The 19,859-nt window shown below is 59.3% G+C and carries 18 protein-coding genes; 10 read left to right on the top strand and 8 right to left on the bottom strand.

Features of this window, described 5'->3' with window-relative positions; translation table 11 throughout:
• The first annotated feature begins 16 nt into the window (after positions 1-16).
• On the top strand, positions 17-1,579 hold the full coding sequence (gene ahpF, locus PSH69_RS15880) for an alkyl hydroperoxide reductase subunit F (protein WP_305409014.1): 1,563 nt from the start codon (positions 17-19) through the stop codon (positions 1,577-1,579).
• A gap of 188 nt (positions 1,580-1,767) precedes the next feature.
• Here ahpF and gloA read toward each other — a convergent pair whose 3' ends face one another.
• On the bottom strand, positions 1,768-2,289 hold the full coding sequence (gene gloA / locus PSH69_RS15875; protein ID WP_007935657.1) for a lactoylglutathione lyase: 522 nt from the start codon (positions 2,287-2,289) through the stop codon (positions 1,768-1,770).
• A gap of 134 nt (positions 2,290-2,423) precedes the next feature.
• Between gloA and PSH69_RS15870 the strand changes: the two genes are divergently transcribed.
• Positions 2,424-2,948 (top strand): DUF4946 domain-containing protein, encoded by a 525-nt coding sequence (locus PSH69_RS15870; RefSeq protein WP_026286641.1) that lies wholly within the window; start codon positions 2,424-2,426, stop codon positions 2,946-2,948.
• A gap of 175 nt (positions 2,949-3,123) precedes the next feature.
• On the opposite strand, the gene PSH69_RS15865 is transcribed toward PSH69_RS15870, so the two are convergent.
• The 3 genes from PSH69_RS15865 to PSH69_RS15855 form a co-directional block, all read right to left on the bottom strand.
• On the bottom strand, positions 3,124-3,489 hold the full coding sequence (locus PSH69_RS15865) for a histone-like nucleoid-structuring protein, MvaT/MvaU family (protein WP_007935661.1): 366 nt from the start codon (positions 3,487-3,489) through the stop codon (positions 3,124-3,126).
• Between the two features lie 233 nt (positions 3,490-3,722).
• Positions 3,723-5,258 carry an EAL domain-containing protein gene (locus PSH69_RS15860; RefSeq protein WP_305409013.1) on the bottom strand — a complete coding sequence of 512 codons (1,536 nt, stop codon included), beginning with the start codon at positions 5,256-5,258 and terminating at the stop codon, positions 3,723-3,725.
• 103 nt (positions 5,259-5,361) lie between these two features.
• Positions 5,362-6,234: a LysR family transcriptional regulator gene (locus PSH69_RS15855; RefSeq protein ID WP_305409012.1), complete on the bottom strand. Its 873-nt coding sequence runs from the start codon at positions 6,232-6,234 to the stop codon at positions 5,362-5,364.
• 78 nt (positions 6,235-6,312) lie between these two features.
• On the opposite strand from PSH69_RS15855, the gene PSH69_RS15850 reads away from it, so the two are divergent.
• Together PSH69_RS15850 and hppD are read left to right on the top strand one after the other, a co-directional pair.
• Complete coding sequence (locus PSH69_RS15850; RefSeq protein ID WP_305409011.1) at positions 6,313-7,260, top strand: DMT family transporter; 948 nt, start codon at positions 6,313-6,315, stop codon at positions 7,258-7,260.
• A 246-nt stretch (positions 7,261-7,506) separates the two neighbouring features.
• Entirely contained in the window at positions 7,507-8,583 is a 1,077-nt protein-coding gene (gene hppD, locus PSH69_RS15845; RefSeq protein ID WP_007935668.1) for a 4-hydroxyphenylpyruvate dioxygenase, read from the top strand.
• Between the two features lie 67 nt (positions 8,584-8,650).
• On the opposite strand, the gene rarD is transcribed toward hppD, so the two are convergent.
• The 3 genes from rarD to PSH69_RS15830 all read right to left on the bottom strand — a co-directional run bounded on the left by rarD (position 8,651) and on the right by PSH69_RS15830 (position 11,727).
• Positions 8,651-9,538 (bottom strand): EamA family transporter RarD, encoded by an 888-nt coding sequence (gene rarD / locus PSH69_RS15840; RefSeq protein ID WP_305409010.1) that lies wholly within the window; start codon positions 9,536-9,538, stop codon positions 8,651-8,653.
• A 206-nt stretch (positions 9,539-9,744) separates the two neighbouring features.
• Entirely contained in the window at positions 9,745-10,758 is a 1,014-nt protein-coding gene (locus tag PSH69_RS15835) for an aldo/keto reductase (RefSeq protein ID WP_305409009.1), read from the bottom strand.
• Positions 10,759-10,827: 69 nt separating this feature from the next.
• Entirely contained in the window at positions 10,828-11,727 is a 900-nt protein-coding gene (locus PSH69_RS15830; protein ID WP_305409008.1) for a LysR family transcriptional regulator, read from the bottom strand.
• A 100-nt stretch (positions 11,728-11,827) separates the two neighbouring features.
• Between PSH69_RS15830 and PSH69_RS15825 the strand changes: the two genes are divergently transcribed.
• From PSH69_RS15825 to PSH69_RS15815, 3 genes are all read left to right on the top strand, one after another.
• Positions 11,828-12,544 carry an SDR family oxidoreductase gene (locus PSH69_RS15825; protein WP_305409007.1) on the top strand — a complete coding sequence of 239 codons (717 nt, stop codon included), beginning with the start codon at positions 11,828-11,830 and terminating at the stop codon, positions 12,542-12,544.
• Complete coding sequence (locus PSH69_RS15820) at positions 12,541-12,915, top strand: hypothetical protein (protein ID WP_192350443.1); 375 nt, start codon at positions 12,541-12,543, stop codon at positions 12,913-12,915. The genes PSH69_RS15825 and PSH69_RS15820 overlap by 4 nt, the downstream gene beginning before the upstream one ends.
• Before the next feature lie 342 nt (positions 12,916-13,257).
• Positions 13,258-13,617 carry a DUF6124 family protein gene (locus tag PSH69_RS15815; RefSeq protein ID WP_305409006.1) on the top strand — a complete coding sequence of 120 codons (360 nt, stop codon included), beginning with the start codon at positions 13,258-13,260 and terminating at the stop codon, positions 13,615-13,617.
• Between the two features lie 223 nt (positions 13,618-13,840).
• Here the strand turns inward: PSH69_RS15815 and PSH69_RS15810 are convergent, their stop codons facing one another.
• The gene (locus tag PSH69_RS15810; RefSeq protein WP_096480260.1) at positions 13,841-15,151 is read right to left on the bottom strand and encodes an MFS transporter; all 1,311 of its coding nucleotides are present in this window, start codon (positions 15,149-15,151) and stop codon (positions 13,841-13,843) included.
• A 169-nt stretch (positions 15,152-15,320) separates the two neighbouring features.
• On the opposite strand from PSH69_RS15810, the gene PSH69_RS15805 reads away from it, so the two are divergent.
• From PSH69_RS15805 to PSH69_RS15795, 3 genes are all read left to right on the top strand, one after another.
• Positions 15,321-16,451, top strand: coding sequence for a sugar diacid recognition domain-containing protein (locus tag PSH69_RS15805; protein ID WP_305409005.1), 1,131 nt, complete (start codon positions 15,321-15,323; stop codon positions 16,449-16,451).
• 274 nt (positions 16,452-16,725) lie between these two features.
• Complete coding sequence (locus PSH69_RS15800; RefSeq protein ID WP_305409004.1) at positions 16,726-17,874, top strand: glycerate kinase; 1,149 nt, start codon at positions 16,726-16,728, stop codon at positions 17,872-17,874.
• A 334-nt stretch (positions 17,875-18,208) separates the two neighbouring features.
• Positions 18,209-19,834 carry a methyl-accepting chemotaxis protein gene (locus tag PSH69_RS15795; RefSeq protein ID WP_305409003.1) on the top strand — a complete coding sequence of 542 codons (1,626 nt, stop codon included), beginning with the start codon at positions 18,209-18,211 and terminating at the stop codon, positions 19,832-19,834.
• Positions 19,835-19,859 lie beyond the last annotated feature (25 nt).

The following is a 19,859-nucleotide window of genomic DNA, read 5'->3' as shown; positions in this document are numbered from 1 at the left end:
TAAGGAAATCGCCCGTATGTTGGACGCCAATCTTAAAGCCCAGTTGAAATCGTACCTGGAACGGGTCACTCAGCCGATCGAGATCGTTGCATCCCTCGACGACGGTGCGAAATCCCAGGAAATGCTCGCGCTACTCAAAGACGTTGCCAGTCTTTCCACCCAGATTACTTTGCTCGACAACGGTAACGATGCGCGTAAACCATCGTTCTCGATCAATCGCCCGGGGGCCGATATCAGCCTGCGTTTCGCCGGCATCCCGATGGGCCACGAATTCACATCCCTGGTGCTGGCCTTGCTGCAAGTCGGCGGCCACCCATCGAAAGCCAGTGCCGACGTCATCGAGCAGATCCGCTCGCTCAAAGGCGAGTTCAACTTCGAGACTTACTTCTCGCTGTCCTGCCAGAACTGCCCGGATGTGGTTCAGGCGCTGAACCTGATGGCTGTGCTGAACCCGAACATCCGCCACGTCGCTATCGACGGCGCGTTGTTCCAGGCCGAAGTCGATGAGCGCAAGATCATGGCCGTGCCCAGCATTTACCTCAATGGCGAGATTTTCGGCCAGGGCCGCATGGGTCTGGAAGAAATCCTCGCCAAGATCGACACCAGCGGCATCGAGCGTCAGGCCGAGAAGATCAGCGCCAAGCAAGCCTTCGACGTGCTGGTCGTCGGCGGTGGCCCGGCCGGTGCTTCAGCGGCAATTTACGCCGCTCGTAAAGGCATTCGTACCGGTGTGGCGGCTGAACGTTTTGGTGGACAGGTGCTCGACACCATGGCCATCGAGAACTTCATCTCCGTACAGGAAACCGAAGGGCCGAAACTGGCCGTGGCACTGGAAGAGCACGTCAAGCAGTACGACGTGGACATCATGAACCTGCAACGCGCCGACAAGCTGGTGCCGGGCAAAAACGGTGAACTGCACGAAATCCATTTCGTCAGCGGCGCGTCCTTGAAAGCCAAGACCGTGATCCTCGCCACCGGCGCGCGCTGGCGTGAAATGAACGTTCCGGGTGAGCAGCAATACCGCAACAAGGGTGTGGCGTACTGCCCGCACTGTGACGGTCCGCTGTTCAAGGGCAAGCGTGTGGCGGTGATCGGTGGCGGTAACTCCGGCGTCGAAGCAGCCATCGACCTGGCCGGGATCGTGTCCCACGTAACCCTGCTGGAGTTCGACGTACAACTGCGCGCCGATGCAGTGTTGCAGCGCAAGCTGCACAGTCTGCCGAACGTCACGGTGATCACCAGTGCGCAAACCACTGAAGTGACCGGCGACGGCCAGAAGGTCAACGGCCTGCACTACAAGGATCGTCAGTCGGACGAGCTGCGTACTGTCGAGCTGGAAGGGATCTTCGTGCAGATCGGTCTGTTGCCTAATACCGATTGGCTCAAAGGCACCATCGAGCTGTCGCCGCGTGGCGAGATCATTGTCGATGCCCGTGGTGAGACGTCGATCCCCGGCGTGTTCGCGGCTGGCGATGTGACCACCGTGCCGTACAAGCAGATCGTGATTGCGGTGGGCGAGGGCGCCAAGGCTTCCCTGAGCGCATTCGATCACTTGATCCGCACTTCGGCGCCGGCATAAACGCCGCCCCTGAAAACACAAAACCCCATGAGCGATCACGGGGTTTTTTGTGTCTTGCACTGATCGTTCCCACGCTCTGCGTGGGAATGCAGCCCGGGACGCTCCGCGTCCCAAAAGCGTGACGCAGAGCGTCACAGGAGGCGTTACCACGCAGAGCGTGGGAACGATCAAGGCTGCGATCTTTTGATTTACAACGGTGCTGGCTGAATGATTTCGACCCAGTAACCATCCGGGTCCTTGATGAACGCCAGGCTCTTCATGCGACCGTCGTTCAGGCGTTTCTGGAAATCGCAGCCCAACGCTTCAAAACGTTCGCACGCGGCACGGATGTCTGGCACCGAGATGCAGATATGGCCGAAGCCGCGCGGGTCGGTGTTGCCGTTGTGATAGGCGAAATCCGCGTCGTTCTCGGTGCCGTGGTTGTGGGTCAGTTCGAGAATGCCGGGGATCGACTTCATCCACTCGGTGCGGGCAGCAGCATCGGCCGGGATCTGGTTTTTATCGACCAGCGCCAGGAAGTACAGGCTGAACTCGGCTTCCGGGAAATCACGCTTTTCCACCAGCGAGAAACCCAGGACGCGAGTGTAGAAATCCAGCGACCGGGTGATGTCCTTGACCCGCAGCATGGTGTGGTTGAAGACGAACTTCTGGGTGGCGGTGTCAGGTTGGGCGGTCACACCAGGAAATGTATTGAGTTCGTGCAGGCTCATGGGCCCTCCGGAAATTCCAAGAATGCTCACAATGATACGCAAGGGCCCTGGCATCGCCAAACCAAAACCGCAGGCTTGCCTGCCGGGCGGGTGAAGCTCAGACTTCGCGGCTCAATCTGTGAGTGTTCATTACAATGATCCGACCCTGTCAATTGATGTTCGTCCTGATGTGTCTGCTTTCAGGTGTTACCCGTGCTGATGCAGAAGCTCCGGTCGTGACCTGGCCCAATGGATGGACTGTCGAGACCGTTCCGCAAGACGAGGCCAAGCCTCAGGTTTCCCGGCAGCGCGCGGTAAAAAACGACCAGGACGGGACACCGGTAATGGTGATGGAGTTGACCATGACTCAAGTGGAAAGCGGTCATCAGGTGAATCTGGAAGGTGTGTTACTGGAAATGCGCAAGTCCGTGCAGAAGGACTTTTTTCAGGGCGGCTATCAGAGCGTCTGCAACAAAATTCATCCGACTGCCTTGAGCCGGTTATCGGCGCTGGAAACTACCTGCACCATTACCCAGAACGGTCGACATGTGTTGTCTCAAACATTGGTCGCCGCAGTGGACGGTGATAAAGCCTATGTTCTTTCCTACGCGGGGCAGGCTGAGGTTTATAAGGCAAGTCAGGGCGACATAGAGGCAGCTCGAAACAGCTTGAAACTTTAGTTTAAGGTTTCTGTACCCACGTTTTTGAGCATGGCCCGGGTTTTTAGATAGCCAAACGGATTAAGCACAAAGTTAGTCAGGCTATAGCGAGTTGATCGGCGACTATCGTCGCATTTTAGACGGCATCCATGAAAAAGCCCTGCATTGGCAGGGCTTTTTTTATTACCGTGAGCGCTTAGGCACGCAGCCAGGAGTCAACGGTGGCTGCACCGTATTGTTCCTTCCAGGCTTTCAGGCCGCGGTGGTTGCCGCCCTTGGTTTCAATCAGTTCACCGGTGTGCGGGTTCTGATAAACCTTCACCACGCGAGCGCGGCGGGTTTTAGGGGCAGTTGCCTGCTGCAGGCCGGATTTCGCCGGGTGCGGGTCGAGGATGGCGATGATGTCGCGCAGGCTCTTGCCGTAGGTTTTCATCAGCCCCTGGAGCTTTTCTTCGAATTCGATTTCTTTCTTGAGCCCGGCATCGTTCTTCAGCGATTCCAACTGCTTGAGCTGTTCTTGAAGGGCCTTTTCAGCTGCACGGAATTCAGCGAGTCTGGACAATATCTTTACTCCAATAGTGTGTTTGGCTGAAACCAACCGCAAACAAAGCTATAAGCCAAGAGCCTTGAAGCGACTCGGTGATAATGGCACGCCTGCCGATTTTGCACAGGTATGAAAAATTGTAGTAGTTAAATGGCCAAGAGTAAATCCTGACTTTTTCTTCATTTAACAAGAGTAGTCTTTTGATTCAATCTGGTGCGCATCATCATGATCTCGGCGCTTAACGTAGCTAGTTAATGATCACTTAATGCACTAATGAATTCTGCTCCGGGCATCGGTCGACCGAACAGATAACCTTGCAGAAAGTTCACGCCATGGGCGGTCAGATAGTCACTTTGCTCCTCTGTTTCCACACCTTCGGCGACGATACCCAGATCGAGTTTGGCCGAGAGTTCGATGATGCTGTCCAGAATGTGCCGGGAGAGGGCGTCGACACCGATCATGGCGACAAAGCTCTGGTCGATTTTCAGGAAGTCCACATTGAACTGACGCAAGTAACCGAGGCTTGAATGGCCGGTGCCGAAGTCGTCGATGGCGATCATCACGCCCAGCGCGCGAAGCTGTTCGAACAACTGCAGAGTGATGGCTGTCGGTTCGACCAGTTCGCGCTCGGTCAACTCCAGCACCAGGTGGACACTGCCCGGTGCAAAAGCGCTGAGGAATTCACGGCAGTCTTCGACCAGTTCCAGGTCCCGGCAATGACTGGCGGTGATGTTGATGCCAATGTGGAACGGCCCGTCGAACGATGCCGACAAGGGCGCCAGCAATGTGGCGGTCTGTTGCATCAGCGAGCGGGTCATCGGCACGATCAGACCGGAATGTTCGGCAAACGGGATGAACAGATCCGGACGCACCAGGCCTTCCCTGGGATGTTTCCAGTGCATCAATACTTCGGTGCCGGACCACAGCTTATTGTCGCCATGCACCACGGGCTGAAAGTAAGGAATGAATTCTGCTGCCTCCAGCGCCCGCTGCATTTCACGGCTGGGCGACATCGAGCGCTTCTGCAGCACATGCCCGATCGAACCTGACACCACGCCGAAGAATATTAACAGACTGAACAGTGGCGGGTATTCACTACGCATGTAACGCCAGGTTTCTCCTTCGGGGAAACCAGCGGCCACCGTAAAGGCATAACGCGAGGACGTCAGCGTACTTTGTGCTACCGGCAAGGCGGGCAGGGCGTCCTCGTGAACTTTGCCGTCGGCAGACAACCAGTTGGGACCGACTTGTAGCAGCAGTAATGTCTTGCGGCCGATCAGGCGCAACTCGTTGCTCAGGTGATAACCGTTCAGCGTGGTCAATGCCCCTTTATTTCCTTCGCTGAGCCGATACACCAACAGCGCGGTATTGGGCGTGACGGGGTTGCCGTTCATGAGCCATAACTGGCCTTGGGTGTAGTCGCCGGGATTGACCTTTTCCTGATATTCACCGAACAACGAACTGCAATAGAGGTTGTCGTCCCACACCAGGTTGGTCGAGCGCACGAAGGGCCGGCGCGTAACTTGTTCGCGCAAGGCCAGTTTGACGTCATTGCAGTTTTTGCCAGCCAGCGGCAGGAGCTCCTGCGCCGCTTGGGCGGTGTTGTCGAGCATCAGTTCGAACTGGCGAATGGATTCTTCGCCAGTCAGTTCAGTACTCTGCTTGAGGGTACGTTCAGCCTGCAGATAGAGAATGGCGACTCCCAGCAACACCGGGAGCAATCCGCTCAAAACAGTCACAGTGATCCGGGTGCCACGCTTGCGGCGACTTTTGACGTTCAGTGGCATTCGCAAATCCATCGCGATAAAAGAGGGCTCTCAAAGGTTGGCAGGTCGACATGCCTCCCAAAAGAGTTCAGCCATGATAGTTGGCTATCGGCCCTTATGCCGCTCAACCTTTAATCAATCTTGAGGCCAGTTTAATAAAGGCCAGCGTCGCGGGGGATGACTGACGCTGATCGAGCACCGCCAGACCGACTTGGCGGCTGATGGGGGGCGACAGCGGTTTTTTCACGTAGCGGCTGTCGTTGTCGTCAGGCAGTGAGCTTTCGGCGACGACAGTCAAGGCATCGCCACGGCCTACGACGTCCAATGTGCTGAGCAACTGCGAGCAACGATAGCGAATGTTCGGCGTCAACCGCGCTGCATTGAACAGGCGCGACACCAGCTCCGAAGACCCGGCTTCGGTCAGCACAAAAGGGTCGTGGCACAAGTCGTTCAGGCGCAAGCTGCCGCGACCGGCCAGTACATGGTCGGCAGGCAGCAGCGCGACCATCTGGTCTTCGATCAGTGCAATCGTGTCAAAACGTTCCTGGGGTAACACCACGAAACCAATATCGATACGCCGTTCTTCCAGCCACTGGATCACCTGGCGATCCGGCCCTTCATCGATATGAACCTCGATGCCCGGATGCGAGGCGCGGTAGTGCTGCAAGATCCTCGGCAACAGCTTGATCGATGAGGTCGGGCCGAACGAGCCGATGCGCAGCGTGCCGCGTTTCATGCCGCGGGCATCGGCTGCTTCCTGGCGCAAGGTGTTGGCCAGCCCGAGCATCGCGCGAGCCCGCATTAATAGTTGCTGGCCGATGTCACTCAACTCGACCTGGGACTGATGCCGGCGCAGCAGCTCGACACCCAACTCCTGTTCCAGCGACTTGAGTGCGTGGGAGACCGCAGACTGGGAAATCTCCAAACGATGGGCGGCCGCCGTGAAGCCGCGCAATTCGGCCACCAGCGAGAAAATCTCGAGTTGAGTGAGGGTCATGAGTTTTTACTCATTTTACGATGATCGTTCATTAGTCGAATGATACGCCACATGCCCGATTGCTGGCGGTGGAGACTTATGACTACGTGTGAACAGACCCTTGCGAACTCTTCGGATGTGCCGGTTTATCTGAAACTGGCGGCGGTCACCATGATCTGGGGCGGGACGTTCGTCGCCGGGCGGTTTCTGGTCGACAGCCTCAGTCCGTTATTCGCTGCGAGTTTGCGGTTCCTGCTGGCGAGCGTGGCGTTGCTGTTGTTCCTGCTGCTGGCGCGGGTGCCCCTGGTGCGACCCAGCCCCAGGCAATGGTTGCAATTGGCGCTGTTGGGATTCTTCGGGATTTTCTTCTACAACCTGTGCTTCTTTTACGGGCTGCATTACATCAACGCGTCTCGGGCATCATTGATCGTAGCGTTGAATCCAGCGGTGATCGGCCTGGCTTCGTGGCTGCTGTTCAAGGAGCGGCTGAGTCGGGCGAAAGTGGTCGGTATCGTGATCTGCATTGCTGGCGCCAGCCTGGTGATCGTCAGCCGCAATCCGCAGTTGCTGGACGGCAATGCCGAAGCCTGGATCGGCGATCTGTTGATCTTCGGTTGCGTGCTCGGCTGGGGCATTTATTCGCTGTTCTCCAAAGGCCTGAATCAAACACTGGGGCCGGTGCAGACGGTGACGTACTCGATTTTGCTCGGCACGCTGATGCTCTGGGTGACCAGTGCCGTGCGGGGCGAGCTGAGTGTCGCGGCGCTCACCGGGCTCGGCGCACAACAATGGTTGAGCCTGATGTACCTGGGCGTGCTGGGTTCGGCATTGGCCTACATTGGTTATTACGACGGCATCCGCAAAATCGGCGCGACGCGCTCGGGTGTGTTTATCGCCTTGAACCCGTTGACTGCTGTTCTTCTCGGCGCGTTGTTGCTGGGCGAGCAGCTGACACTGGCGATGTGCCTGGGCGGCGGGCTGATCCTGATGGGGATTTTCCTGTGCAACAAACCGCTTGCGTGGGCCACGAAAAAGGGGATTGTATAAGAAGGCGGACAAACTGATTTACGCTGTGTAGAATCCGGTTACGCATATAAGAATAATCGTCTTCTGGCAGCAGAAGCCTCGCCCGCAAGAGCCTTGGGTCGACAATGAAGATATTTGGGTTCCAATTGATCTACGGTGACTTCCTCGCCCGCAGCGTGAGGGGCATCTCCTGCGCGCCACCCGCCGGTCTCAGCATTGCTAGCAACTAACGATCCGTTAATTCTAAAAGCATGATGAGGCGCCAAAATGGCAGATTTATACGAAAACCCAATGGGCCTGATGGGCTTTGAGTTTATCGAATTCGCATCACCGACCCCGAACACCCTGGAGCCGATCTTCGAGATCATGGGCTTCACCAAGGTCGCGACCCACCGTTCCAAAGACGTGCATCTGTATCGCCAGGGCTCGATCAACCTGATCCTCAACAACGAACCCCACAGCGTGGCCTCGTACTTCGCGGCCGAGCACGGCCCGTCGGTGTGCGGCATGGCGTTCCGGGTCAAGGATTCGCAAAAAGCCTACAAGCGTGCCCTGGAACTCGGCGCCCAGCCGATCCACATCGAAACCGGCCCGATGGAACTGCACCTGCCGGCGATCAAAGGCATCGGCGGTGCGCCGCTGTACCTGATCGATCGTTTTGGTGAAGGCAGCTCGATCTACGACATCGACTTCGTATTCATCGAAGGTGTGGACCGCAACCCGGTCGGCGCAGGTCTGAAGATCATCGACCACCTGACCCACAACGTGTATCGCGGTCGCATGGCCTACTGGGCCAACTTCTACGAGAAGCTGTTCAACTTCCGCGAAATCCGTTACTTCGACATCAAAGGCGAATACACCGGCCTGACATCCAAAGCGATGACCGCGCCGGACGGCATGATCCGCATCCCGCTGAACGAAGAGTCGTCCAAGGGCGCCGGGCAGATCGAAGAGTTCCTGATGCAGTTCAACGGCGAGGGCATCCAGCATGTGGCGTTCCTCACCGATAACCTGATCGATACCTGGGACCGCCTGAAGAAAATCGGCATGCGCTTCATGACGCCGCCGCCGGACACCTACTACGAAATGCTCGAAGGCCGTTTGCCGAACCACGGCGAGCCGGTCGATCAACTGCAAGCACGGGGCATCTTGCTGGACGGTTCGTCCGAGCCTGGCGACAAGCGTCTGCTGCTGCAGATTTTCTCGGAAACCCTGATGGGGCCGGTGTTCTTCGAGTTCATCCAGCGTAAAGGCGACGATGGTTTCGGCGAAGGCAACTTCAAGGCTCTGTTCGAATCCATCGAGCGTGACCAGGTTCGTCGCGGTGTGCTCTCCACCGATTAAGCCGTTCCTGATGTGAAAAAGCCCGGTCAGCAGCAATGCTGGCCGGGCTTTTTTTTGAATCATGCAATTACATTGGCCGGCGTCGTTGCCGGACCAGATGCTTGAACCCTTCAAACACCAACGCCACCACCGCCAGCCAGATCGGAATGTAAGTCAGCCATTCGCCGGCCTTGATGCTTTCCCCCAACAGCAACGCAACGCCCAGCAACAGCACGGGCTCGACGTAACTCAACAACCCGAACAGGCTGAACGGCAGCAGCCGGCTGGCAATGATGTAGACCACCAGCGCCGAAGCGCTGATCACCCCGAGCAGGGGAATCAACAGCGACAGCCACGGATGTTGATCGAACACGCCAAAACCTTGTTCACCTCCCTGCACGAACCAGAACGCCACCGGCAGCATCAACGCCATGTCCATCCAGAGCCCCCCAAGGTTGTCCGTGGCCAGGCGTTTGCGCAGGATGAAATAGATTGGATAGCCGATTACCACCAGCAAAGTCGCCCAGGAAAAACCGCCGACCTGATACAACTCGTTGAGCACGCCGAGGCTGGCGAAGAACACGGCTATTTTCTGCAGGTAGGAAAGGCGCTCGCCATAGACGATTCGCCCGGTCAGGACCATGGACAGCGGCAACAGGAAATACCCCAGCGACACGTCAAGGCTATAGCCGTTAAGTGGCGCCCACATGAACAACCAGAGTTGCAGGCCCAGCAGCACTGACGAGCCGATCAGGGCGATGAGCAACTTCGGCTTGGCGGCCAGCCGCCGAAGAATCTCGACCACGCGTTTCCATTCGCCGGACACTACCATGAACACGGTCATGCATGGCGCGGTCAGCAACATCCGCCAACCGAAAATCTCCACGCCACTCAAGGGGGAGAGCAGTGAGGTGTAGTAATACATGACGGCAAACAGCATCGAGGCTGTGACCGATAGAGCGATACCTTTAGACAAACTGTCCTCGCGGGTTGAAGGTCAAACGGGGCGCGCAGGATACGTGGTTTTTGTGCTGAATATTGGCCAAGTGATCGATATTTTCAACATCGCGGTGGATGTTGAATCGCTATCGCAGGCAAGTCAGCTCCCACAAGTCACTTCGTCGAAACATAGTCAGCAGATCGACACAGAACCTGTGAGAGCGAGCTTGCCCTTGATAAACCTCAAGCCGAACGCGGTTTGCGTCCCGGCACAAAATGGCTCACATCATTGAACCCTGGTGTCGACGCATGCCCCGGTGTCACCAGCGAATCGATAAAGGCTTCATCTTCCGCCGTGATTTTCACCGCTTGCGCCTTGGTGTACCCGTCCCACTGTTCTTCGGTGCGCGGGCCGACGATGGCCGAGGTGACGGCGCTGTTGTTCAGCACCCAGGCGATGGCGAACTCGACGATGCCCACGCCACGGTCCCGGGTGTATTGCTGGATCTGCTGGGCAATGCGTAAAGACTCAACCCGCCATTCGGTTTCCAGGATGCGTTTGTCCTGGCGACCGGCGCGGCTGTTGGCGTCCGGTGTCACATCCGGCGCGTACTTGCCGCTGAGCACACCGCGCGCCAGCGGACTGTATGGCACCACACCGAGGCCATAGTTTTGCGCGGCGGTGATCTGCTCGGTTTCCGCCTGACGGTTGACAATGTTGTACAGCGGCTGGCTGATCACCGGCCTGTCGACGCCGAGTTTGTCGGCCAAACGAATGACTTCGGCGATACGCCAGCCACGGTAGTTCGACAGCCCCCAGTAGCGGATCTTGCCTTGACGAATCAGATCGCCGATGGCCGACACCGTGACTTCCAGCGGCGTGTTGTGGTCTTCGCGGTGCAGGTAATAGATGTCCAGATAATCGGTGCCCAACCGCGTCAGGCTGGCGTCGATGCCATTGAACAAGTGCTTGCGGCTCAGGCCGGTACGGTTCGGCACACCGTCCACTGGACCGAAGCCGACCTTGGTGGCGAGCACCCATTCGTGGCGGTGGCTGGCGATCGCTTCGCCGACGATCTCTTCGGAGCGGCCATTGGTGTACACGTCCGCGGTGTCGATGAAGTTGATGCCCTGGTCCCAGGCCTTGCCGATGATCCGCAGGGAATCTTCGGTGCTGGTCTGTTCGCCGAACATCATGGTGCCCAATGTGAGGGTCGACACCTGTAAACCCGAATGACCCAGCGTGCGATAGCTCATGATGAAATCCTTTTACCGGTGAGAAAGCCTCAATCAAATACCAAGAACCGCAGCGCGGAGCAATCTGAATTATCGACGCAGTGCCTCACAACGCTCCTGCAAAAACGCTTGCAGCACTTTGACCCGTTCCGACACCTGCACCCGATGCGGGCACAGCAAATTGAACGGCACGCTTTCGCCTTGCCAGTCATCGAACAGCGTCACCAGGCGCCCGGCCTGCACATCGGCGGCGACGTCGAGCCAAGCCTTGTAGGCGATGCCATGCCCGGCCAAGGCCCAGCGGCGGGCAACTTCGCCGTCGTCGCTGAGGTAGTCGCCGCGCACCTTAACCTCCATCACTTCATCGCCACGGCTGAAACGCCATTGGTTGTAGGGCCGGCCATCGCGCAGGTAGAGCAGGGCGCTGTGTTCGCTCAGTTCCGCCGGGGTTAACGGCACGCCGCACCGGGCCAGATACTCGGGGCTGGCGCAGGCCACGCGGCGATGCTGCGGCAGAATCGACAGCGCCACCAACGTCGAGTCACTCGGCACACCGAAGCGCAGAGCCACATCGACCGTCTCGCGGAACAGATCGGCATGGCGATCGTTGAGCAGTAGCTGAAATTGGATGTGCGGATGTTCGCGTTTGAAGTCGTCGAGCCACGGCAACAGCACGTTGCGCCCGAAGTCCGATGGCGCGGCCAGTTGCAGCACACCACTCAAGCCTTGGGTTTGTTGCTTGAGCGCCTGCTCACCTTCGGCCAGCGCGGCCAGTGCCAGGCGCACGCTATCCAGGTAGCGCCGGCCTTCTTCGGTCAGGCGCATGCTTCGCGTGGAACGGGCCAGCAAGCGAATGCCGAGGCGGGTTTCCAGGCGTTTGAGGGCGATGCTGGCCGCCGCCGGGGTCAGCTCCAGGGCGCGGGCGGCGGCGGAAATGCTGCCGGAGTCGGCGGTGCGAACGAAGATCTCCAGATCGAGAATCGAGCTCATTGGTAAAAATCCTTTAAAGATCCTTCTGATTTACCGGGATTTTTCTTCGATTGGCAACCGGAGAAGATTGAATCTCCCTAACTCGACCGGAGATCAGCTCATGACACAACTCAACGCTTGCTTGCACCATCAGACCGTCGTGGTGATCGGTGGCAGCAGCGGAATAGGCGCCGCCGTCGTCCGGGCCGCAGCCGAGCGTGAAGCCCGTGTGGTGGCGGTGAGTCGCCGCCAGCCAGCGGCTGACCTTGATGCAAACATCCGACACGAAGCGGCGGACGTCACCGATGAAATGTCGTTGCGACAGCTGTTCGAACGCATCGGCCCTTTCGATCATCTGGTGATCACGGCCGGTCCGAGTGTGAGTGCCAAACCGCTGGCCGACAGCGATTTGCAGCACGCCCAACAGGCCTTCGATGTCAAATTCTGGGGCACGCTGCGGGCGATCCAGGTCGCGCTGCCATACTTGAGCGCACGTGGCAGCATCACGCTGACCTCGGGTCTGTTGTCACGCAAGTTCGTCGCCGGGCAGTTCATCAAAACCACCTTGAATGCGGCGCTGGAGGCCTTGGGCAAGCAACTGGCCAAGGAACTGGCACCGCGCCGGGTCAACGTCATAAGCCCCGGCGTGACCGACACCGAGGCTTACGCCGGCATGGACGAAACGCAACGCGCCGCGATGTTTGCCCGTACCGCCGCCGCATTGCCGGTGGGCCGGGTCGGCACCCCGCAAGATCTGGCGGCAGCGTTTATTCTGGCCATGGAAAACGACTTTATCAGCGGCACCGTCATCGACGTCGACGGAGGAGGGTTGCTATGAGTTGGCACTTTGATCATCTGGCCTTCAACACCCCCGACGGGCAACCGTTGCAGGAGGCCTTCGGTTCGTTGTTGGGATTGGCGCCGGGACGCCGCCCGCCATTCCCGTTCCCTGGACGCTGGTTGTATCAGGATGCGCAGGCGCTGGTGCATGTGATCGAACAGCCGACGTTCGATGAAACGGCGTTGAGCCACATTGCCTTTCGCACCGATGAGGAGGCCGCGACGGTGTTGCGACGGGTGCAGGCCAGCGGTTTGCCGTATCAGGTGGCGCAGGTGCCGGAAGACGGGATCTGGCAGATTTTCGTGCAGATGCCGGGTGGGTTGGTGATTGAGCTGGATGCCAAAGCAGGAAGTCTGGTGGGTGTTTAAGGGGATGTTTAAAAGACATTTCCAGATACTCACTGAGGCTACATATTCTTGCGCCGCTGCCTACGACTGCGCCAGAATCCGCCGGCTAGTGCGCCTTGAGCCCGGGCTGTATCGTTTCCTTGTCGCTGAAAAACAGCGATCGGGTTTGGTAGCCCGGGTCTCTAGTTGCAAAGCACTGCCTTTTGCCGAGCCTTTTCGTCTCGTCTTTATGGCGGTCATGCGCAGGGCATCTTCGGATGCGCCGTTTTCCTAGAGCCCGGTCTACCAACCTGCGTATGGCCTCCACCCATCGTTTGGTAGCGAGGGTGATGGCTCCTTTTAAGCGCTTTAGGAGTTTCATCTATGTTCAAACCAACACCAAATCCTCCGGAAACCGACGACGTTTCCCCCTACGAAACCCCCGATTCCAAAAAACTCAACGAAGCCGCCGAGCGCGCCCTCGATCATTACCTCAAACCACCCACCCCCAAAGCCACCAAGCGCAAACCCAGCACCATTTACCATGTCGGTGAGAAGGTCGATAACGAAACCCTGCTGGTCAACGCCTGCGAGTCCCTGGCATCGGCGAGCATGATGCTCAGCGAGTTCGCCGGGCTGATGGACATGCCGCATCGCAACATGATGCTGGGGATTCAATCGGTGGTCATGCTTGGGGAACTGGCCGTCAACCGGGTGCTGGATAACCTCGATCCTCAGAACTGAGTGATCCATTGTGGCGAGGGGGGGCTTGTTGTGGCGAGGGGGCTTGCCCCCGTTCGGCTGCGCAGCAGTCGTCAATCCGGTGTATGCGATTTCTCTGATACACCGTGGTTACAGGTTTTAGGGTCGCTTCGCAACCCAACGGGGGCAAGCCCCCTCGCCACGAAAGCAGTGGTGTATCCATGAAATGAAGAACGGCCCGAACGGGCCGTTTTTTTGCTGAATCTTAAACCCGCAAGGTCCGCGTCATGCGCAACGCCAGCAAACTCCCACACACAATCACACCCGCCAGCAGGTACAACGCCGCATCGGTCGACCCGGTGCTGTCTTTGACCCAACCCACCAGATACGGGCTAAGGAAACCCGCCATCTGCCCCATGGAGTTGATCAACGCCAAGCCACCGGCCGCCGCGCCGGCGCTGAGCATCGCCGTCGGCACCGGCCAGAACATCGGCAAGCCGGTGAGGGCGCCCATGGTGGCGAGGGTCAGGCCGAGGATCGCAATGGCCGGGGTGGTCGCGAAGTTCACGGCGATCAACAGACCCACCGCGCCCATCAGCATCGGCACCACCAGGTGCCAGCGACGTTCTTTGCGCAGGTCCGCCGAGCGGCCCACCATCAACATGAACACCGCCGCCAGCAAGTACGGAATCGCGCTCAACCAGCCAATCACCAGGTTGTCGCTGAAACCGAGGTTCTTGATGATCGACGGCAGCCAGAAGTTGATCGCGTAAACACCGCTCTGGATGCAGAAGTAGATCAAACCAAAGGCCCAGATCGCCGGGTTCTTGAACACTGCCCGCAAGGAGTCGGTGGTGGTTTTCGGTTTACTGGCCAGGTCTTCTGCGTGGTCGGCTTCAAGCACGGAACGCTCGTACGGGGTCAGCCACTTGGCATTGGCGTAACTGTCGCTGAGCAGGAAATAGGCGAGGGCGCCGAGGATCACGGTCGGGATGCCTTGCAGCAGGAACATCCACTGCCAGCCGGCCAAACCGGCCTGGCCCGCGCCGAAGTGGTTGAGAATCCAGCCGGAAAACGGGCTGCCCAGCAGGCCCGACACCGGGATCGCCGACATGAACAGCGCCATGATGCGACCACGGCGGAACGTCGGGAACCACTGCGAGAGGTAAAGCACCACGCCCGGGAAGAACCCGGCTTCGGCGGCGCCGGTGAACAGGCGCAGGGTGTAGAACTCGGTCGGGGTGGAGACGAACAGCAGGCACGTCGAGAGCGTGCCCCAAGTCATCATCATCAACGCGATCCAGCGTCGTGGGCCGAACTTGGTCAGGGCCAGGTTGCTCGGCACGCCGCACAGCACGTAGCCGATAAAGAAAATCCCGGCACCGAGGCCGTACACGGTTTCGCTGAATTTCAGCGCGTCGAGCATCTGCAGTTTGGCAAACCCGACGTTCACCCGGTCGAGGTAGTTGAACAGGTAGCAGATGAAGATGAAGGGGATCAAACGCAAGGTAATGCGTTTGTAGACGGCGTTCTTGTCGTCAGCGTTGGCCAGGGTAGCGGTGGCGCTCTGTGACATGGCGGGCTCTCTCTTTATTATGATTTTTTGCGACGCAAGGGTAACGTTGGTCGCCCGGTGAGTCTCGGCCACCCCTTGGGTGGTTGTCTTTGTGCCTGAGCACAGGGTTTGCGACCCTGGCCTGTGCGGGTGAACAACCCGTCCCATCACGTTTTCAAGGATCCGCGCTATGTTCGAACTCGATCACGACCTGGCCCAGGACATCGTCGACCGGGCGATGGCCATCCTGCCGTACAACGTCAATGTCATGGACAGTCAGGGGCTGATTCTTGGCAGCGGCGAGCCGGAGCGCATCAACACCCGTCACGAAGGCGCGCAACTGGTGCTGGCCAACGGGCGGGTGGTGGAGATCGACGCGCAAACGGCGATCCATCTCAAAGGCGTGCAGCCGGGCATTAATCTGCCGCTGTTGCTCGATCAGCGTTTGATTGGTGTGCTGGGCATCACCGGCGAACCGGAGCAATTGCGCACCTACGCCGAACTGGTGCGCATGACCGCCGAGATGCTGGTGGGCCAGCGCAATCAGCAGGCCGAGCAGCAATGGCGGCGCCAGCGGTGCGACGATCTGCTGGCGCTGCTGCTGAGCGAAGCGGGGGATTCGCCACGGTTGCTGGATGAAGCGCAGCAACTGGGGCTCAAGCCACAGCTGACGCGGGTGCCGTATCTGTTCGAGTTGGGCATCGAACACGGCCCGAGCCAGACCGTCGAAGCGCTCAGCGCCTGGTTGATGTCGCGCTATCCGGACAGTTGGTGCGTGAGCTCGGCCAAATCTTCCTTGCTCTGGTGTCGCCCGGCGACGCCTGCGGTCGAGAACGAACGATTGCTGGAAAAGCTCGATGGCCTGGGCTGGAACATTTTGCGCATCGCCGTGGGCGGGCAGGCCGACGGCTTGTCGGGGTTGCGCCGCTGCTATCGGCGGGTCGGCGATTTGCTGGCCTACGGGCGCGATGTGTTGCCGCATTCGCGCTTGTTGATCCTGAACCGTTATCGGCTGCCGGTGATGCTCTGGCGGCACCGCGACGACGATGCGCTGGATGAACTGCTGAGGCCGCTGCGCAAAGTCATCGCCAAGGATGGCAACGGCCAACTGCTGGCGACGTTGCGCAGTTGGTGCGAACACGACGGCCAGAGCCAGGCCTGCGCCGACGCCCTGGGCATCCACCGCAACAGTTTGCGCTACCGCATGGAGCGAATCGCCGAACTCAGCGGCGTCGACCCGCTGAAGCTCGACGGAATGCTCGCACTGTACCTTGGCGTCCAGCTCCTGCCACAAACCGAGCTGCCGACCACCGCTCCGTAGCAGCTGCCGAGCCTGCGAGGCTGCGTTCGGCGACGCAGTCGTCGTAAATTCTATAAATACGGCTTACCTGACACACCGCGCCGCATGATTTCACGACGGCTTCGCCGCCGAACGCAGCCTCGCAGGCTCGCAGGCTCGGCAGCTGCTACGACGAACAGTGCGGACAAGGGTTTTGTGGAAATGAACAATAATCCACATGGCCGCTTGTGCAGCGGACCGGCGTTATTGTTCAGCCCTGCTGGCAGCATAGACGCATTGGAACTGGAGAATTCGCATGAAAATCGTCATTGCCCCCGATTCGTTCAAGGATAGCCTGAGTGCCCAGGGTGTGGCCGAGGCCATTGCGCTGGGGTTGGCGGAGGTTTGGCCAGATGCACAATTGCTCAAGTGCCCGATGGCTGATGGTGGCGAAGGTACGGTCGAGTCGATTCTGGCCGCGTGCGACGGCGAACTGCGCCGCACCCGTGTTCGCGGGCCGTTGGGCGCCACGGTCGATGCGGCCTGGGGCTGGTTGCCGCAGAGTCATACCGCGCTCATCGAAATGGCCGAGGCCAGTGGCCTGCAACTGGTGCCGCCGAACCTGCGCGATGCCTGTACCAGCAGCACCTTCGGCACCGGCGAAGTGATCCGCGCTGCGCTCGATGCCGGGGCGCAACGAGTGATTCTGGCGATTGGCGGCAGCGCCACCAACGACGGCGGCGCCGGGGCGATGCAGGCCTTGGGGGTGAAGCTGCTGGATGTCCAGGGCCAAACCCTGGCGCCGGGTGGTCTGGCGCTGGCGCAACTGGCCCGTCTCGATCTGAGCGACATCGACCCGCGTCTGGCCGCGGTGCGTTTCGACATCGCCGCCGACGTCAATAATCCACTGTGCGGCCCTCAGGGGGCGTCAGCGATTTTCGGCCCGCAGAAAGGTGCGTCGCCCGAGCAAGTCCAGCAACTGGACCTTGCTCTCGGGCACTTTGCCGAGCTCTGCGCGCAAGCCCTGGACAAAGACGTGCGCGATGAACCAGGCAGCGGCGCGGCGGGCGGTCTGGGGTTTGCCGCGAAGGCGTTTCTCGGCGCGCAATTCCAGGCCGGTGTGGAAGTGGTCGCCGAACTGGTGGGGCTGGCCGAAGCGGTCGACGGCGCCGACCTGGTGATCACCGGCGAAGGCCGTTTCGATGCCCAGACGTTGCGCGGCAAAACCCCGTTTGGCGTGGCACGCATTGCACGCCAGCACGGTGTGCCGGTCATCGTTATCGCCGGCACCTTGGGCGAGGGGTATCAGGCTCTGTACGAGCATGGCATTGATGCGGCTTTTGCATTGGCGAGCGGGCCGATGACCCTGGAGCAGGCCTGCACCGAGGCGCCGAGATTGTTGCGTGAGCGCGCCAGTGATATCGCGCGGGTTTGGCGAGTGGCCGCCCGCAAAATCCAGAACTGACACCATTCCCAGTAGCAGCTGCCGAGCCTGCGAGGCTGCGTTCGGCGGCGAAGCCGTCGTAGATCCTGCAAGCAAGGTTTCCCTGAAACACCGCGTCGCATGATTTCACGACGGTTTCACCGCCGAACGCAGCCTCGCAGGCTCGGCAGCTGCTACACGTTTGAAAAATATTTCTCCAGCCCCCCTGCAAAAATCCTAAACCCCGGCCGATACAGCCAATAGGCGTACACAAACCTATTACAACAGTGGCGCCAAACTGAAAGGTGCGCGCCATCGCCCGCCTGCCAGTGATCACCGCAAGGATGCTCGCCGCCTCAATTACCGAGATCATCCTATGTCACTGCGTAATCTGAATATCGCGCCTCGAGCTTTCCTCGGTTTCGCCTTCATTGCCCTGCTGGTCATTGTGCTGGGTGTGTTTGCCGTGAACCGCATGTCGACCATTCGCCAAGCCTCTGTCGATATGGAAATGACGCAGTTACCCAGCATCGGGTTTCTGGGCAATGTGACGGAAAACGTTCTGCGCCTGCGGATTCTTTCGTTCCGCGTATTGGTTAACCGTGACCCGTCGGCGTTGCAGGAAGCCCAGACCCGCATCGGCGCGCTCGTCGACAAGGTGCGCAGCGCCCAAGCCAGTTATGCCGCCTTGCCGGCCGGCCCTGAAGAGGCGGCGCTGTATAAAACCTTCTCGGCAACCCTCGACAATTACATGCAGGCCCAGAGCCAGATGCTGGAGCTGTCGCGGCAGGACAAGCTCGATGAGATGCGCACCCTGATCAACACGCGGATCAAGGAAGGTACTGATCAGATGGGCGAGCAGCTGAACAAACTGGTGGCGTTCAACACCGCCGATGCCAAAGCCGCGTCGGCCAAAGCGGGCGAACACTACAGCGAAGCCTTTATCGGCATCGTGACGGTGGCGGTGATAGCTGCCCTGATGACCGTGCTACTGGCCTGGCTGCTGACCCGCAGTATCCTCACACCGTTGAACCGTGCGGTACTGGCGGCTGAAACCATTGCTGGCGGCAACCTGAGCAAGGTCATCGAAGTTGACGGCAACGATGAACCGGCGCGTTTGCTCGGTGCCTTGGCCGCCATGCAGACGAATCTGCGCAAGACCATCGAACAGATCGCCGGCTCTGCGACGCAACTGGGCGCCGCCGCCGAAGAGCTCAGCACCGTGACCCAGGAGGCGTCCCGTGGTCTGCAACAACAAAACAACGAGATCGAACAAGCCGCCACCGCCGTCAACGAAATGACCGCCGCCGTGGAAGAAGTGGCACGCAACGCGGTATCGACGTCCGAAGCCTCGAACCAGTCGACCCAGGCCGCCCGTGAAGGTCGTGACCGAGTAGTGGAAACCGTCGACGCGATCCAGACCATGACCCACGACGTGCAAAACACTGCACTGATGATCGAAGGCCTGGCCACTCAGGGCCGCGACATTGGCAAAGTGCTGGACGTGATCCGCGCCATCGCCGAACAGACCAACCTGCTGGCCCTCAACGCTGCCATCGAAGCGGCCCGTGCCGGGGAAGCCGGGCGTGGCTTTGCGGTGGTGGCGGACGAGGTCCGGGCGCTGGCCCATCGCACTGCGCAATCGACCCAGGAAATCGAGAAAATGGTGGCCGGTATTCAGAACGGCACCGGTGAAGCGGTTTCGTCGATGCAACAAAGCAATCAGCGCACCCAAAGCACCCTGGAAATGGCCCGTGCGGCAGGTGTTGCCTTGGAACAGATCACTTCATCGATTCAGCTGATCAATGAGCGCAACCTGGTGATCGCCAGCGCTTCGGAAGAACAGGCCCAGGTATCCCGTGAAGTCGACCGCAACCTGGTGAACATCCGCGACCTGGCCACCCAGTCGGCCGCCGGTGCCAACCAGACCAGCGCCGCCACCCATGAACTGTCACGACTGGCGGTAGATTTGAACGCAATGGTGGCGCGTTTCGTGATTTGAGATAGGGTTGAAACTGGAACTCGCG

Origin of the sequence: Pseudomonas sp. FP1740, from assembly GCF_030687165.1 — a bacterium.
Classification (GTDB): domain Bacteria; phylum Pseudomonadota; class Gammaproteobacteria; order Pseudomonadales; family Pseudomonadaceae; genus Aquipseudomonas.
Note: the sequence above shows the minus strand (reverse complement) of the source record. Positions and strands in the feature narration are given on the sequence as shown.